This window comes from Actinomadura rugatobispora, from assembly GCF_055379765.1.
Genome location: NZ_AP029191.1, coordinates 2107166 through 2123256, shown reverse-complemented (window position 1 = coordinate 2123256; position 16091 = coordinate 2107166). Strand labels below are relative to the sequence as shown.

Annotated in this window: 11 protein-coding genes and 1 pseudogene; 8 read left to right on the top strand and 4 right to left on the bottom strand. The window is 68.4% G+C overall.

Annotated features, from left to right (window positions below; translation table 11 throughout):
- Positions 1-6 precede the first annotated feature (6 nt).
- Both ACZ466_RS08880 and ACZ466_RS08875 read left to right on the top strand, forming a co-directional pair.
- Positions 7-1488, top strand: a complete 1482-nt coding sequence (locus ACZ466_RS08880; RefSeq protein ID WP_378286468.1) for an SCO6880 family protein — start codon at positions 7-9, stop codon at positions 1486-1488.
- Positions 1485-3059 carry an ATP/GTP-binding protein gene (locus ACZ466_RS08875; protein ID WP_378286467.1) on the top strand — a complete coding sequence of 525 codons (1575 nt, stop codon included), beginning with the start codon at positions 1485-1487 and terminating at the stop codon, positions 3057-3059. The genes ACZ466_RS08880 and ACZ466_RS08875 overlap by 4 nt, the downstream gene beginning before the upstream one ends.
- A 619-nt stretch (positions 3060-3678) precedes the next feature.
- On the opposite strand, the pseudogene ACZ466_RS08870 reads toward ACZ466_RS08875, so the two are convergent.
- Positions 3679-4315: pseudogene (locus ACZ466_RS08870) on the bottom strand (ISNCY family transposase); the annotation flags it as partial.
- On the opposite strand from ACZ466_RS08870, the gene ACZ466_RS08865 reads away from it, so the two are divergent.
- From ACZ466_RS08865 to ACZ466_RS08855, 3 genes are all read left to right on the top strand, one after another.
- Positions 4250-4453 (top strand): hypothetical protein, encoded by a 204-nt coding sequence (locus tag ACZ466_RS08865; protein ID WP_378286488.1) that lies wholly within the window; start codon positions 4250-4252, stop codon positions 4451-4453. The pseudogene ACZ466_RS08870 and the gene ACZ466_RS08865 sit on opposite strands and share 66 nt — an antisense overlap.
- 272 nt (positions 4454-4725) lie before the next feature.
- The gene (locus ACZ466_RS08860) at positions 4726-5670 is read left to right on the top strand and encodes a sigma-70 family RNA polymerase sigma factor (RefSeq protein ID WP_378286466.1); all 945 of its coding nucleotides are present in this window, start codon (positions 4726-4728) and stop codon (positions 5668-5670) included.
- Positions 5671-7481: 1811 nt separating this feature from the next.
- Entirely contained in the window at positions 7482-8324 is an 843-nt protein-coding gene (locus ACZ466_RS08855; protein WP_378286465.1) for a hypothetical protein, read from the top strand.
- Here the strand turns inward: ACZ466_RS08855 and ACZ466_RS08850 are convergent.
- Positions 8312-8875 (bottom strand): hypothetical protein, encoded by a 564-nt coding sequence (locus ACZ466_RS08850; protein ID WP_378286464.1) that lies wholly within the window; start codon positions 8873-8875, stop codon positions 8312-8314. The genes ACZ466_RS08855 and ACZ466_RS08850 overlap by 13 nt on opposite strands.
- A gap of 527 nt (positions 8876-9402) precedes the next feature.
- Between ACZ466_RS08850 and ACZ466_RS08845 the strand changes: the two genes are divergently transcribed.
- Positions 9403-10566 (top strand): hypothetical protein, encoded by a 1164-nt coding sequence (locus ACZ466_RS08845; RefSeq protein ID WP_378286463.1) that lies wholly within the window; start codon positions 9403-9405, stop codon positions 10564-10566.
- Between the two features lie 1013 nt (positions 10567-11579).
- Here the strand turns inward: ACZ466_RS08845 and ACZ466_RS08840 are convergent.
- On the bottom strand, positions 11580-11882 hold the full coding sequence (locus ACZ466_RS08840) for a hypothetical protein (RefSeq protein ID WP_378286462.1): 303 nt from the start codon (positions 11880-11882) through the stop codon (positions 11580-11582).
- 97 nt (positions 11883-11979) lie between these two features.
- Here ACZ466_RS08840 and ACZ466_RS08835 point away from each other — a divergent pair, with 97 nt between their 5' ends.
- Positions 11980-13311, top strand: a complete 1332-nt coding sequence (locus tag ACZ466_RS08835) for a TrkH family potassium uptake protein (RefSeq protein WP_378286461.1) — start codon at positions 11980-11982, stop codon at positions 13309-13311.
- Between the two features lie 512 nt (positions 13312-13823).
- Here the strand turns inward: ACZ466_RS08835 and ACZ466_RS08830 are convergent.
- On the bottom strand, positions 13824-14309 hold the full coding sequence (locus ACZ466_RS08830) for a hypothetical protein (protein ID WP_378286460.1): 486 nt from the start codon (positions 14307-14309) through the stop codon (positions 13824-13826).
- A gap of 877 nt (positions 14310-15186) precedes the next feature.
- On the opposite strand from ACZ466_RS08830, the gene ACZ466_RS08825 reads away from it, so the two are divergent.
- Positions 15187-16023 (top strand): SAM-dependent methyltransferase, encoded by an 837-nt coding sequence (locus ACZ466_RS08825; RefSeq protein ID WP_378286459.1) that lies wholly within the window; start codon positions 15187-15189, stop codon positions 16021-16023.
- The last annotated feature ends 68 nt before the right edge of the window (positions 16024-16091 follow it).

The following is a 16091-nucleotide window of genomic DNA, read 5'->3' as shown; positions in this document are numbered from 1 at the left end:
GCTTGAATGACGACCGACTATCGTGAGCCCACTTACGGGAACTGGCGTAAGCCGGTCACTCCGGGGATCGGGCGGCTGGGGCTGCTCGGGACCATGATCCTTATGGTCGGGATGGTCATCGTCACCCTCGTCATGATGGTGTCGCCGCTCTTCGGCCTGATCAGCGCCGTGGTGCTGGCGCTGGTCATGGTGCCATTGCTGATCCAGGACAAGCATGGGCGGACCGCGCTGCAGACGATGACGGCCCGGGGCGCCTGGTCGTGGGGGCGGTCCCAGGGCTGGCATCTCTACCGTTCAGGTCCGCTGAGCATCACCCCACACGGCTCGTACCGGCTTCCGGGGCTGCTCGCCCAGTCCCGGCTGGTGGAGGCCCGCGACTCCTACGGGCGCCCGTTCGCCGTGATCGTGACCCCGTCCACCAAGCACTACACGGCGGTGTTCGAGTGCAACGCCGACGGGGCGGCGCTGGTCGATCAGGTGCAGGTCGACACGTGGGTCGCCTACTGGGGGCATTGGCTGGCCGCGCTCGGCTACGAACCGGGCCTGGTCGGCGCGAGCGTGACCATCGAGACGGCCCCGGACCTCGGCCATCGCCTCCGCGAGGAGGTGGAGGCCAACATCGACCCGAATGCCCCTGATCTCGCTCGGGCGGCCCTCGAAGAGATCGTCTGGAACTACCCGGTGGGGAGCGCACGGGTCTCCACCCGTATCGCCGTCACCTATTCGGCTCTGCCGCGGCCCGGAGGCAAGCGCCGTAACGAGGAGGAGATGGCGCGGGAGATCGGGATGCGCATCCCCGGGCTGACCTCCAGGTTGGAGATGACCGGTGCCGGATCCGCCCGCCCGATGACCGCCGACCAACTCGTCCGCGCCGTGCGGATGGCCTACGACCCGGGCTCCCAGTCGGGCGTGGAGGCGACGGAGGGAGAGCAAACGCGCTGGGAGGACGCCGGGCCGGTCGCGGCGCAGGAACTCTGGGATCACTACGTGCACGACAGCGGCCATTCCATCACCTGGGGCATGTCGGAGGCGCCTCGCGGCGAGGTGCTGTCCAGCGTGATGACCGGGCTGGTGTCCCCGCACCACGACATCGCCCGGAAGCGCGTCACCTTCCTCTACCGGCCCTACGATCCGGGCGCCGCCGCGAGCATCGTGGAACGGGACCGCAAGGACGCGCGCTTCCGTCTGAACGGCGCCGGCACCGCCGCCCGGAGCGAGATCGACGTCGTCAAGAGCGATCAGTCGGCTCTCGAGGAGGCCAGAGGCGCGGGGGTGACCCGGTTCACCATGCTCGTCACCGCCACCGTCCGCTCGGCCGAGGACCTGCCGCTCGCGGCGGCCGCCGTCGACACGCTCGCGCCCCCCGCGCGCGTGCGGTTGCGGCGGATGTACGGATCCCAGGCGTCGGCGTTCGCGGCCGCCCTGCCACTGGGCATCGTGCTTCCAGATCATCTTCAGGTGCCCGGGGTGGTGAGGGACTCTCTGTGAACGATTCACCGGAACCACTCATCGATGCCGAGGCACTCGCGGCGGAGACCAGGGAGATTCCCAGGAAAAGGGCGAAGAAGAACAAGAAGAAGGAGAAGACCGGCGACGCCGAGCGCAAGCCCGGACACAGAGGTTTCGGCCACCGCGGCGGGGGCCGGGCCTCCTACGTGGAGATGCCTCCCGAGTGGCGGGGGACCACCGTTCAGGTGTGCGGGCTGTGGCCGTTCGGGGCGGGGTCGGGGACACCGATGGTGGGCGTGCCGCTCGGCCGTGAGATGACCTCCGGTGCCTCCCTGTGCTGTGATCCGATCTCCTGGTTCCAGCGCGCCAACCTGATCCACAACCCCTCGGTCCTGGTGCTGGGCAAGCCCGGGCTGGGCAAGTCGACCCTGATCCGCCGGATGGTCATGGGGCTGGCCGGGTACGGGGTGTTCCCGATGGTGCTCGGCGACCTCAAACCCGACTACGTCGATCTGATCCGCGCGATGGGCGGGCAGATCATCAAGCTCGGCCGCGGGCTGGGTTCGCTGAACGTGCTCGACCCCGGTGCGACGGCCGCCGTGGCGGCCAGGCTTCCGGAGCAGGCCCGGGCCAAGCTGGTCGCCGACGCGCACGGGCGCCGGCTGAACATCGTCGCCGCGCTGGTCACGACGCTGCGCGGGAGCCCGATCGCCGACATCGAGCGCTCCGTCCTCAACGCGGCACTGCGGGTGCTGGACGAGCGCCATCCCGGCGTGCCCGTCCTGCCCGACCTCATCAAGGTGATCAATGAGGGGCCGGAGCGGCTTCGCGCGGTGACCCTGGCCCGCGGGGACGAGGCACGCTATCGCGCCGCCGTGGACCCGTTGCACGCCTCGCTGCTGGGGATGCTGGACGGCCCGATGGGGGAGACGTTCGCGCATCAGACCACGACCGCGATCCAACTGGACAATCCGGGAGGCGTCTGCATCGACATCAGCGGGATCGACGACGCCGACGCCGAACTCCAGGCCGCCGTCCTGCTGGCATGCTGGTCGGACGGGTTCGGTGCGGTGGAGGCGGCGCACGCGCTGGCCGATGAGGGCCTGGCGCCCCAGCGGCACTTCTTCGTCGTCCTCGACGAGTTGTGGCGGGTCCTACGGGCCGGGCGCGGTCTGGTCGACCGTGTCGACGCCCTCACCCGCCTCAACCGGCAGCGCGGCCTGGGCCAGGCGCTGATCACGCACAGCATGGCCGACCTGCTGGCGTTGACGGATCAGGCCGACCGGCTCAAGGCCAAGGGCTTCGCCGAACGCGCGGGCATGGTGATCTGCGGCGGACTGCCGCAGGCGGAGATGCCCATGATGAACGAAGTGGTGCGCATGTCGTCCGCCGAACAGCGCATGATCGTCGATTGGTCCACGCCACCTTCGTGGAATCCCACCCTCAACCAGGACGCCGAGCCCCCGGGACGCGGCAGGTTCCTCGTCAAGGTCGGAGGCCGCCCGGGCATCCCGTTCAAGGTGGAGCTCACCTCCGTCGAAAAGGACGTCAACGACACCAACAAGCGCTGGATCCACTCGACCACGAGAGCGTCCGCCAACACCGCCTGACCTGGACCGCCAGCTGGGCGGTAGAAGAGGCAGCTCTACTGCGCCGGGTCGGGTGTTGCTCGCGGCGTTGCCGCACGCGTGCCGCTTGGTCGTATGCGACTGCCGGTGTGCGTCGGCACCGAGACCTGCTCAGACGGCACCACACTGCCCGATCGAGACCCAAGCGGCCGGGGCGTCCACCGACGTGTGGCCGATCCGGCTCACTTCCCCCTGAAAGGGGGAGCACCGGTGATCGGTCAGTTCGGATGTCCGGCAGCGCCTGGTTGTCTGCCGCGGGCCGCCGTGTGGGCCCGGCGGGCCTGGTGGTCAGCGGCTGATCACGGGCATCCTCTGGAGGTTGTAGGCACAGACCCCCGACCCGCCCGGGTTTGGGTGCGGCGTGGTGGCGTAGGCCGCCGATGCGGGCTTCGATGCCGACGCGCAGTCGCGCATCCGCCGGAACGATCGAGTGTGCACGTGTTCGCGGTGGGTCTCGCTGAGGGCGCCGCCGCGTTCAGGCCGATGTGTCGGACGCCGAGCGCGGCCAAGGCCGCCGAATCCGCGGTCGCACGAGCTGCTTGGCGTCACCGGGGTTGCCGTTGTTGACCTGGTGGAAGGGTAGGAAGCCGCAGTCGTCATCGGCGATCAGGACGACATAGCCGAACTGGGTGGGGTGCTGCGGCTTGCCCTTGCGGATCGGGCGGGCACCGGATCGGCCAGCCGCACCGTCCGGCCGGGAGTGGTGCGATCGCCCGCAGACCGTTGGGCGGTCTGGGCCGGCGACCGTCTCCTCCGGGTCATCGACCAGTCGTTCCAGCCGTTCGGAGGGACGGTGGTTCCGGGCTCGGTGAGCCTTTGGGTCGATCTGGCCGGTGAGTCGGCTGATCTGCCTGAGCCGTCGTCCGGCCGAGCGGCTGCGGTCCGGGAACGCCGTGCCGCGGGCCGCCCCGGCGGCTTTGATCGGTTTCACTGGACCGCCCGGCTTGCGACCCCCGTGTTCCAGCAGATCGGCAGCGGGGACGGTTGATGCTGGCGTCCACCACGGAGGAGTCGATACGCAGCTTGCCGACCAGCGCCGGTGTTCGGCTTCTCGACCACCTGCGGGTCGGCGCGGCCGACCAACTCGATCAACTTGGTGGAGCGGGGCACCGGCCTTTTCAACGGGATTCGGCGGATCCGGCGCCTGGTGACCGAGTCGGCCACCACAAGGCGTGTCCGAGCTGGTAGCGGTGCTTGAGGTAGAGCAGCCGCAGCAAAGACATCAATGGCGCGCGTGGGCCACTGGTCTGCGCGACCTGCCCTTCTACCACGCTAAGCAGAACCAGGTGTGGCTGGAGATCGCCCTGGGCCTGCTCGCCTGGATGCCGCGTGGAGGCACGCGGCTGCCACCGGCGATAGGCGATGACTGCCTCTGAGCACTGACCGACGAGGCCGGGACCCTGGAACCTTCCAGGGGTGGTGGCGGGGTCCGCATGCCATCTTCTTGACACCAGGTTGCTGATGAGGGGCCCGGCACAACAGAAGGCAGTTATAAGACGCGTTGCTTCATTGGGTGTGGTCGATGGGGTTCGGCCCGCCGGCATAGGGCAATGGTCAATTCCTGAAGCGTCGAATGATGTCACTTTTGCCAGTGTGGCGGCCCGCGATTATCTGCTATCGCCAACTTCCCGATCTCAACAGTCTTCTGGTGACGGGGGAGACGATGGAAACCGTGCAGCAGGCGGTCGGCGACCGTACCGCAGCCGTCAACTACCACACGTGCAACAGGGAGCTCTTCACGCTGCGCAAAGAGCTTCTGGAACAACTCGGCGCCCTGCGTGCCATGGTCAACGACGGTGAGTCCGACGCCCGCCTGGAGTTGGCGTTGCGTAGAGCCGAGAGTGAACTGGAGGACGTTACCCGCAGGATCATGGATCTGAATCTGGGGCTCGTCCGCAAATATGTCGCCTTGTTCGCCTCCAGGTCCAACGAACACGTCGAGGACCTCGAGAGCGCCGGCAAGATAGGGCTGCTACGGGCGATCTGCTCCTACGATCCGGACCGGGCGCCCTTCTCTCGCTGGGCGTTCAAGCCCATCCAGCGAGAGGTGCTGCGGGCTGTCAGGGACATCGACCACCCCAATCTCAATCCGGGGGACTTCGAGAAGCGGCCTGCCATCCTGGCTGCCAAGCAGGCATATCTGGAGGTGGCCGGGCCGGACGCGCCGGTGAACTACGCCGACGTCGCCAGGCGCGCCGGGGTGTCCGAGGCCCAGGTGCGCAGGGTCCTGCTCCCGCCCCGGCTTGAAACCCTGCACACGCCCGCCAGTGACCAAGGAGAGGACGAGGTGGCGTGGGAAGAACGCCTGGTCGACCCCTCTCCGTCCACCGAGGACACGGTGTTGCGCCGCTTCAACCTGCGCGGCATAGGCCGTGACTTGCCGAAGCTCGAATCGCGCGAACGCTTCGTACTGGCGCGGAGGTTCGGATTGGACGGCGAGCCTGAGGAGTCACTTCGCGCCATCGGCGAGCGGCTTGGGCTGTCTGGTGAAAGGGTGCGGCAGATCGAGCGGAAGGCGCTGGCTAAGCTCGCCGAGACCATCGCGGGGACGTCATCGGACGCCTCCGGAAGACTTGCAGGCCGGGCAGGATGAACGACGAGTGGGAGCCTATGGCCCGCTGCCGAGCCGGGCGGCCAAAGCCGGAACCAAAGCTCGTGGATCCTCGTCGACGACATCCAGGACACCGTCCGCCTCCGGAACTCAGGGTCGTCGATCGTGGACGACCAGAGATCGTGTGCCGAGCGGCGGCTGGAAATTCTTCGGAACGCCAGGGACCTGGAACGGCATGTGCATCGCGCCTCCGGAAGCCACAGAGGGGAACAGTCCGTTCGATGCCTCGCCGGAGGCGGTCCTGGGGGATTGAACCGCCATGAACCCGCCCGCCGCTCCTGACCCACATAGCCAGTCCTCTCATGTGCTCACAAGCTTCGGGGCTGAGCAGGTCCGGCGCGGGCGCAGGGGAGCGGGGTCTGGGACGGTGAGTGCTTTGCACCGCGACCGGGAGGGTCGGGCATCAGAACGACGCGCACGATCAGGCGGCGGACGGCACCTGGAGGAGTGGCGCGCACGGCTGGCTGCGCCGCTGGAAGCATCGATCGCGCTGGTTGTGGAGCATGGGCTCGCCGTGACCGACCGGCCTTGGACTCGAAGGCGAGTGTGCGGTGAGTGCCGAGATGGTCGTTTCGCGGGACGCGCCCATCGCGAGCGGCCACCCCTCGCGCCTGCCCCAGCATGGCGGGCGAGGGCTCCATGCCGCGCTGTAGCCGGTGTGCGGGTTGCGCCGCACCGAACCGCCTGCCCGTGCACGTCTGGCGCCAGCTGGTCGGCAATTTCGACGCGCCGAAGGTCTGGCCACGGCGCCGCCTGCCTGGCGGCGCACGCCGAGCAGGGTCTTGGCCCAGATGACGCCCTGAACTGTTTCGACGCGGAGAATCCCTGGCCGTCCGCGCGAGCGCCCGTCCCGACGTTCACGAGTGCCGTAAGACGGCCACTTGCCCCATGAGGCTGCCTCCCGCACTCCCCGCGCTGAAGCCATGGAACCCGCCCGGCTCGACGTCAGCAGCCCGCGGCCCGGTCAATGCGAGCTGCTCCGACCTGTCGTCTCCCGGGCTTCGGTGGGTTCTTGAGAAGAGTCCAGTGGCCGGCGCTGGCGGCGGCCGCTGTTGTCTCCACAGTCGGAGGGAGAGGGGATGGCCGTCCGACGGCCGGTCGACGACCTGAGTGGTGAGGACCGTTGTGATGGCGACTGAGCCGACCCTCGTCGCGGCGGGAGCCTCGGGCGGGAGGAACGGCGGGAGACCGCCGGTGCCAGACGGTCTTCGACGCCGCCGCGAGCGGCGCTACCGTCCGGCCCCTCATCGCGCTGATCCCTCAAGTCTGGCCGATTCACGGAAGGAACGTTCGATATGGCAGCAGACCATGATTCCGGCGCGGGGACGGACTTCTGGGCAACCCTCGGTGTAGGCGCGAAGGCCGACAAGCCGCCCATTTCCAGGGATCCCCAGGATGTGCTCGTGGCCGGGCCCGCTGCCGAGGCTCCGCCACCTCGGGCCGGGCAGGCCACACCGACCGCACCGGCTGCCGGGTCGTCGGATGGTGCCGAGGAGCCGGGTGCTCGTGGGGAAAAGGCCTCGCTGCCCTCGGCTGGGGATCCCTCCGGCGGGAACGGTGCGGCTGAGGCCGCCGGAACTCCCTCGGTACCACAGTCCGCCGCCGAGAACGCCGCGCTCCAGACGGTGGTCTTTTCAGTTCCGAAGCCGCCGGTGGTGGCGTCCGGTCAACCCATGACTCAGGTCCCCGAGCAGCCTCAGGACGCATCCGAGCATGCCGCGGCACAGGTTTCAAAGCCACCCCGAACACGGGCTCCAGGGCAGCGCGATGAACAAGCCGTGGGGGAGGCGCCGGTGGAGATCCCCGTCCAGGCTCCCGGAGGGGCCGAGACGCGGAAGCCCACCGCCGAGGCCGGGCCGCGAAACCCGCACTCGCCGGATTCGGAGTGGCTGGCCGCGGAGCGGATCGCCGGCTCGCTCGGGGCGCGGATCTCCGAGATCTGGATCGACGTGCTCACCCGCCACACCAACGGGGACGAGACGATGGCCCGCCGGGTCTATGCCGTGCTCAACGGCGTTCACCTGCTCGGCGAGTTGTGGCGCGACGAGCGCATCGACGAGGTGCACATCCAGGGCACCGATGTGACGGTCTGCGGCAGCGACGGCGTGTATCCCGTCCCCGGCTTCCCCAGCCTCGCCGCTGCCAGGCGGGCCGTCGAGGTGTTCAAGGCCGCAGGGGAGAGGATGGAGGCCGTCGTGTCCCGGGTCGGCGGCGCGGTGGTCGTGAGCCGCCGCACTGGTGCGAGCCCGGACGCGGACTGGCTCCTGGCCGGTGGCATCATCACCGGCGATCAGCTCTCGCAGGTCGCGCTGGCGCTCCAGCACATGCGGGCGGTGACCGTGACGGGCCCGGCCGCGCGGATCGTGGTGCGCGCGCTCGCTTCGCTCGTCCCGGCGGGCAGCCGGGTCTTCCTGGGTGCGTACGCGACGCTGCCCGCGGGATGCGTCACCGCCGCCGGTCCGATGGAGGCCGACTACGTGGTCGGTGTCCGTCCCGGGGTGGTCGCCGAGCAGATGGCGGCGGAGGCCCAGGTCGGTGCTCTCATCGCCAACCCGGAGACACGGATCCGGGCGGCGCTGAGGTTCGCCGTCTCCGGGCAGTCCGTGGCCCCGGGGAAGCTCACTCAATTGCCTTGAGTGCCCGCCCCGGGAACAAAGTCGCATTCCCGAGGATGAAGTGACGTGCCATCCGCCGCAGCGGCGGGTGGCCCCTCGTCCTCGGAGTGTGGATGCTCCCGTTCGCGCCTGTCCAGGACCCGGGCTCGCGCCGCCGCCTGCGCGAGTGGCTCGATGAGGTTGCTCAGCGGGGCCCGCCGCGCGGTACCAGGCGGCTCGCGCAGTTCGGTGACGCGGCGCGGGCTGGCAGTCCCATGCAGTTCGAGCCTGCGGAGCGCATGCGCCCAGAGCCTGCCCTCGGCCGTGTCCAGCACCCGCTCCGGCTGATCGCCCGGCGCGACGGCGATGTCCCCCAGCAGCCGGCCGGTGCGCCAGGCCGCGTCCGCCAAGGCGATGATCTGATCCAGATCACGCCGCAGTCGCGCCAGGGCGGCACCCTCCTCGAACACGGCCGCAGGGCTGCCCAGCGCGACCGCGCTGCGGCACTCCAGCCGCTCGGCGATCTCGGCCACCCGATCCAGCACGCTGCGATGGATCAGCACGTTCTCTTCGTCCACGGTCAGCAGCACCATGTTCGTGCGGTTCTGTGATCGTGCCACCGTTCCCCTCTCATCGGGCATCCGTGCCGGGCCGGCGAGGTTCCCCAGTGGCGGCGTGCGGTGCGGAGGCCGAGCACGCGGTCGCTGTCCAGGTTGAAACGTGCCGCCTCGTCCGGCGTCACCATGCGGAGCCCCGCCGGGTGCCGGATCACCGTGGTGGCCTCCCTGTACGCGGGAACTGACGTCCACGGTGGGTACCCCGTCCGCGACCGGGCCGCCGGCCCGGGCCCCAGATCAGGTACTCGGAGGGCTGGCCGCAGCTCATGCATCAGCTTCTCTGGGTGGGCCGCCCTCGTGTCACACATGACTGTCCCCACCGACCGGTGATCCGCACGTTTCCGCCCCGGTGCTTGCCGATCCCGCCCGTCCCGAAACGGTATTAGACGGGAAAGCCACCGGTTTCGGCGGCCTGTGCCACACCTGGCCGGTCCGGCCGGGTGGACAGAATATTGCCGTCGGCCGGCCACACGGGCGGCGGCCGGACGCGGAAGAGGCGCACCGTGACTTCCACCTCGCAGATCAAGGAAGAGCTCTACCTGGAGCGAGTGTTCGGCGACAGTGCCCCGGTCTTCGTGGACGCCACCCGATACTTCCGGCAGGGAACGCCCTATCCGCTCAGCGCCAAGAAGGCACTGAAGGCCACCTGCGGCGTGCGGACGGACGACGAGGTGGTCGCGTTCAGCCTGCGCGACTACACCGCCAAGCAGGCCGAGCGCGAGGTCGAGTGCATCGAGGAATCCGTGGGCGGGGTGGTGGTGACCAAGAGGAATGTGCTGCGGCCTCGGATGCCCCGCAGGACCCTGCACGAGCTCGGCGAGACCGCTCGCGCTCTGTCGGCGGTCCTCGGCGGCGACGAGGTGATCGCCGATCTGGACGGCGAGCTGTACGTTCTGGAGATCGCCCGCACACACGGCGCAGGCGCGTTGACACTGGTCGGCAAGCTGGACAGGGCCGCCGACGACTACATCAGGTCGGAGATCGGCGACACCGACGCCACGTTCAGGCTTCCGATCACGGGCGTCCGGCTGCGCATCTTCCTGCGCTCCCCGATGCGCCGACGCATCATCGCCTATGCCTTCGGCGGTTACCTTGCCCGCAGGCCCGGCGAGGTCGAGACGGTGACGCGCGCCACGGCCCTCGCCCTCAACAGCGTTCTCGGCCTGGCGACGTTCCGGATGCTGTCCGGACTCGACGGTGTCGAGATCCCGCCCGCGCCAAGGGGCGTCGTAGAGCGGCCGCGCGGATCGGCCGGGCCCGTTGCCTTCACGGTTCCGGTGCTGCTGCTCACGCACGACGGGACCCCGGCGGCCCGGGGCCACGTCTTCGGCGAGATCGACCTGGAGCGGCTCGACCCGGTGACCGGCGGGCTGGCGTTCCGGGTGAGCGCGGGCGATGGGCTCGAGTGGAATCCGGTGGTCGTCGGCTCGGTTCGGTTCGAGACCTACCAGCGGGTGCTCACCGAGACCATCGGCGAATTGATCAACTCGTCCCTCGGCACCGACGTGGTACGGGACATCGCCTACGACATCATGCTGGGCGACCTCGGGCGTGTGGCCGTGGCGGGCCTGCGCGCAGCAACCGCAGACCTGCAGGGCCTGGCCGCCACGCCCACCCGGGCCGAGGTGCGGCTCCTCCAGCCCGAGGTCGCCCAGCCGCTGCCCTGACTTCCGGTTTCCGATACCCGTCGGCAGAACGGCCAGCCTCCATGGGGGTGCGTGTGCGGGGACGCGGGAGAAGAGCACGAGGCGCATCGACGCCCGCCTCGTGCCTCCTTCGTCTCAGGGTTCCCGTCGCGCCGCCGTGCCGGGTCGGCCCGACGCAGCCGCGACAGTTGATTGGTAGACGCCGCGACCATTCAAGCGTCGCAACGTTGACTGCGCCCGGGGCCCAGTAAAGGTTCACGGCCAGAGGCCCGGAGGCGGCGAAGGGTGCGTCGCCCGGCATCCCGATATTCCTATCGAGCGTTGTCATCGACCCTCTGGAGGATGTCAACCAGGTTGCTTCTGGTCCATCCAGGTTTCGCAACGAGATTCTCCATTTCTACGTAGTTCGCAGGCTGCGGAGCGCCAAGGGAACATGCAACGAGGAGCCAGCCCAGGGCACTAGGGCGATCTCGTTCAACGCCAGCTGTCTCGCATCAGGCCGTGAGCATCTATAAACGCCACACCCGGATTGGCGCTTCCCGTGACTGAGAAATCCCCTGCGCAGAGGTTGACCCCGCTGATTTGCCGCGGACAGTCCTCTGTAGAGCGTGCGCTGATCACCTTGCTTCGCAGATCCATCATGACAGGGTAAGGAGAACAATGCCTGAATGGGGTACTTTTATCATTCCGGGGGCGTTCTGTATCGCCTTTGTGTTGACCTACTTCGCCTCACTGATACGGTCGATTGACCGGCGTACGGGGAGTTCGAGTCCATCCCATAACCAGGATCGCTCGCCTTTTCTGGACAGGTCTCCGGTCGATCGATGACTTGCGGATCCTCCTCGGGAAGAGATCAGAGGCTGGCCCTTTCCGGCCGGGAAGCCTGCGGTAGGCACCGGCCGCGCAACCGTTGGGTTCTACCAGCGGATGCGTAAGCGGCGGAACCAAGGCAGCGCCCGATGGTGCGCTCGACCAAGGAGCGGTGCGCGCCCGGGACGGAACCGTGTGGGATGCCACATTGGGCGAGGCGGCTCTTAATGCCCTTGCCAGGCGCCGTTGTTTTGTTGTGGTCGGCGGTCGGCCGGCAGGTCATTCCCGACCCGAACGTCAACTCTTGGGCAGGAACTCCCAGCGAAACCGGTGTGCAGCACGAACGGGGTGCCGCACGCCACCTTGCGGTCGTCCAGGAGCCTGCGGCCGGCATGGCGTTTGCGGTGCTCGTCCTTCGGCAGCAGCGGCTTGATCTGCTCCCACAGGTTGTCGGCGCGATCCAGGCAGGTTGCTCGCCTTGCGCACGACTCCGCATCCCACCCGATCAGCGCGAAATGTGGCGACAAATATCCACAGTGTTATGGCCTCTCGTGCGGAATCGAGTAGGGGAGGACGGTTCTCTTGCGGCAGAGGACGCGGCGTCTGCAGCCGTGGGAGACGAGGTTGCTGGAACGTTTCCAGCATCCGGGCCAGGTCGTGGTCACCGGCTTCGTCGTCGCGATCGCGATCGGGACGCTGCTGCTGTGGCTCCCGGCGGCCACGCCGGGCGCCGGTTCGGCCCGGCTGCTGGACGCGTTGTTCACGGCGACCTCGGCGGTCTGCGTGACCGGGCTGGTCACCGTCGACACCGCGAACCACTGGTCGAGGTTCGGTGAGCTCGTCATCCTGGCGCTGATCCAGGTCGGCGGACTGGGGCTGATGACGCTGGCGACCCTCTTCTCGGTCGTGCTGTCGCGGCAGTTCGGTCTGCGGGCGCGGCTGGCGGCCCAGGCCGAGACCAAGGCGCTGCAGATGGCCGACATCCGCCTGTTCGTCCGGCGGGTGGTGCTGTTCACGCTGACCTGCGAGGCACTCGTGGCGGCGGTGCTGACGGGCCAGTTCGCGCTGGGGTACGGCGAGCCGTTCGCACGCGCGGTCTACCTGGGGATCTTCCATGCGGTGTCGGCGTTCAACAATGCCGGGTTCGCACTGTGGCCCGACAGCCTGGTCCGGTTCGCCGCCGACCCGTGGATCAGCCTGACCATCTGTGCCGCCGTCATCATGGGCGGGCTCGGGTTTCCGGTGATCTTCGAGCTGGCCCGCAGCTGGCGCCGCCCGCGCAGCTGGTCGATACTCACCCGCGTCACCGTCGGTACCTCGGCCGTGCTGCTGGCCGGCGGCACCCTGGTACTGGCCGTGGCCGAGTGGACCAACCCCGCCACCCTCGGGGCGCTGTCTGGGCCGTCGCGCGTGCTGGCTGGGTTCACTGCCGCGGTGATGCCGCGGACGGCCGGGTTCAACAACCTCGACATCGCCGCGATGCGGCCCGAAAGCCGGCTGGCCACCGACGTCCTGATGTTCATCGGCGGCGGCAGCGCCGGCACCGCCGGCGGCATCAAGGTCACGACCTTCGCCCTGCTGGGCTTCGTGCTGTGGGCCGAACTGCGCGGCGAATCCCGCGTCAACATCGGCCACCGCCGCCTGCCCGAATCCACCCTGCGCCAGACCATCGCGATCGTCCTGCTCAGCATCGGCGTGGTCACCGCCGCCACCCTCACGCTGCTGGCCATCACCGACCACGCTTTGGACCTGGTGCTGTTCGAGGCGGTGTCGGCGTTCGCCACCGTGGGACTGTCCACCGGCATCACCGCGGATCTGCCACCCGCCGCGCACCTGCTGCTGATCGCGCTGATGTTCATCGGCCGCATCGGCCCGCTCACCTTGGGCACCGCCCTTGCCCTGCGCGAACGCACCCGCCGCTACGAACTGCCCGAACAACACTCCATCGTCGGCTGATCCACCCTCGGCTTCCGCCGGAGCCAGCACCGGCCAACCCGGCCTCAGCAGACCATGGTTTCCCCCGGCCAAGCTCGGCCAGGATGAACCTGCGGTCAAGGTCCGGGGGCGCGCCTTCCCGGCGCGCCCCACCCGGCGCCCACACAGCGCGCCCACCCGGGTACCAGCGGCACCACCGCCCATCGACAGCGCAAGCGAGCAGAACGCATGAGGACACGCGACTCGGCAGGCAGTCCGAATTGGTGAGCATGCACAAGAAGGAGTAGATCTCCCGCCCGTGTGCGTCGACCACGTCATCGCCGATTACCGGCGGCCACAAGTCAACGGCACCCTGAAAGGCCGACTCGACCTCGAGCACCATGGCGGACCATCGAAGGCGTCGCCCAGCGCATCCTGGCGATGGCAGCAGCGATTCGGCAGAACGACCGCACCGGCCGGCCGGTCACCCGCTCACGTGGTCTCCGTTGGTCAAGTCCCTGAACCGATGAGCTCCCTGCCTGAGACCTCAGTACTTAGTTCGTCCGCGTGTAGGCCCACTTCTCGCTGGGGGGCAGCCCGTTTTCCCGGTAACTCATGAACACGCGGTCGGAACCGTAGTAGTTGGCGAGGGTGCCATTCCAGTCATTATTCCTCCATGCGTCGATGCCAGTAGGGCTGAAAGTGCTGGTCTTCCGCCAGTGCCGGGAAGTCCGGTCGTTGCACGCCCCCGACGTGACGGCGTCGGTGTCGAGATGGTGCACCAGGCACTTCCCGGTCCACCTGTTCCGCAGCATCCGCATTTCTGTCCATTCGCTGTTCAGCCAGTGCCACTGCTGGGATTGCTGGCTGGAGTCGCATTTGATGGCGTGGATGGCGCCACTCGCGTAGGTCGTCAGGCAGCGTCCTGAGGCCTCGTTCTTGAATTGCCAGTAGATCGGCCCGGACGACGCCTGGGCGGCCGGCGCGGAGAAAAGCCCGGACAGCCCCACGGCCATGGCCGCGACAATCCGTGCACGCATGACATCTCCTTCGCTGTGTTGAGACACCGCATCCCGCCGACGGGCGTATCCCGATGTCCATGGCGAGACTTCAGCGCGGCTCCATCGATATGCGGAAACAGCCCCGGCTCCATTTCGCGCATAAGGGAAAAGTTATCGCTTTGTGGATCGCGCTCACCGTAGCACAAGGGGCGATCCGGTCCTCTCGGTAAGGGAGATCGGCAGAGGAAACCGGGCCATCGGCAGTAGTCACCCGATGGCTCGGGTGAACGAGTGGTTAATGCAAATGGAAGATTGGATACTTTTCCCAGTAACGCCGGGCTGCGAAAGGCTGGCCGGCGAACTCCAAGGCCGTGATCTTGATCAGGAGTACACAGTTTCTTGATTTACAGTGCACAGCAGTCGGGAGGCGCGGTGGGCGGTCGCTCGAATTCCGGTCCGCGGCGGCGTCTGCCGCCGCGGCGCTTGCTTCGGTCGGCGATGGTGGGCGCGGTATGAGCGAGGATGCTGTGCACCCACGGTCAGATGATCCTGGCGGCCGTTTGGGGCGTTGCGACCCGCAAAGTGGTCGCCGGCCCGCCGTGAGAGCCGGGCTGGGCTTCGTCGGGGCCGACCCTTCGAAGGTTTGGGCAGGTAGGCGGGTGACAGACGATGCGCGGTTGGATCAGGCGCTTCCCTGGCGGCCGGAACTTGAACGTCGCGGTCTCCTGCATCAGGCCTTCGCGGACCTGCCAGGGACGACAGCCACCCTGCCGGGGGAAACCGTCACGCTGCCCACGAGCCACCATCGTCGACATCGTCACGGTCCGTGCGTTCGTGGCGACACATGATTCCCGCCATGCTGGTTTGCTGACATAATGGGCGCGCCAGAAGCCCCGGGCGTGTGGAGGTGCGTCGGTTGAGCCCCGCTGCGTGGTGGCGTGACGAACTGGCGCCCCAATGGCAGAGCGCGGGCCTGGACTTGACCAAGCCGAGCCCGGCGCGGATGTACGACTACTACCTGGGCGGCAAGGACAATTTCGAGGCCGACCGGGTGGCGGTCCAGGAGATGCACCAGGTGATTCCGGAGCTGTTCCAGACAGCGCGGGAGAACCGGGCGTTCCTCGGCCGTGCCGTACGGTACGTCGCGGGCCAGGGCATTCGGCAGTTCATCGACCTGGGAACCGGGTTGCCGACGCAGGGCAACGTCCACGAGATCGCCCAGCAGGTCTCCCGTGAGGCACGGGTCGTCTACGTCGACCATGACCCGGTGGTGGCCACGCACGGCCGCGCCCTGCTGGCCGAGGACGGCTCCACGACCATCATCGAACGCGATATCCGCGACCCCGACAAGGTCCTCGAGCACCCGGCGCTGCAGAAGCTGGTCGACCTGCGCGAGCCGGTCGCCGTGCTGTTCGTGGCGGTGCTGCACTTCATCTCCGACGCCGAGCATGCCGCGCGGATCGTCCAGCGGTTCCGAGAGGCGATGGCGCCGGGCAGCTACCTGGTGATCGCGCACGGTACGCGCGCCGCAGGCGCCACGGCGGTGTCGAAGATGACCCAGACCTACGACACGGCGACAGAGCAGGTGTCGCTGCGCGACCCGGCGGAGATCGCGCGGTTCTTCGAGGGCTTTGACCTGCTCGAGCCGGGCGCGGTCCATCTGCCCTGGTGGCGACCCGAGATCGAGCCGCACCCCGAACCCGACCCCACGAAGTGGCACTTCGGCGGCGTCGCCCTACGCCCCGCCGACTGAGACCAAGATCAGGAGATGGCCGGTTTCTTCTGCCCTCGTGCCCTGATTTGTGACACCTTTGAGCCGCA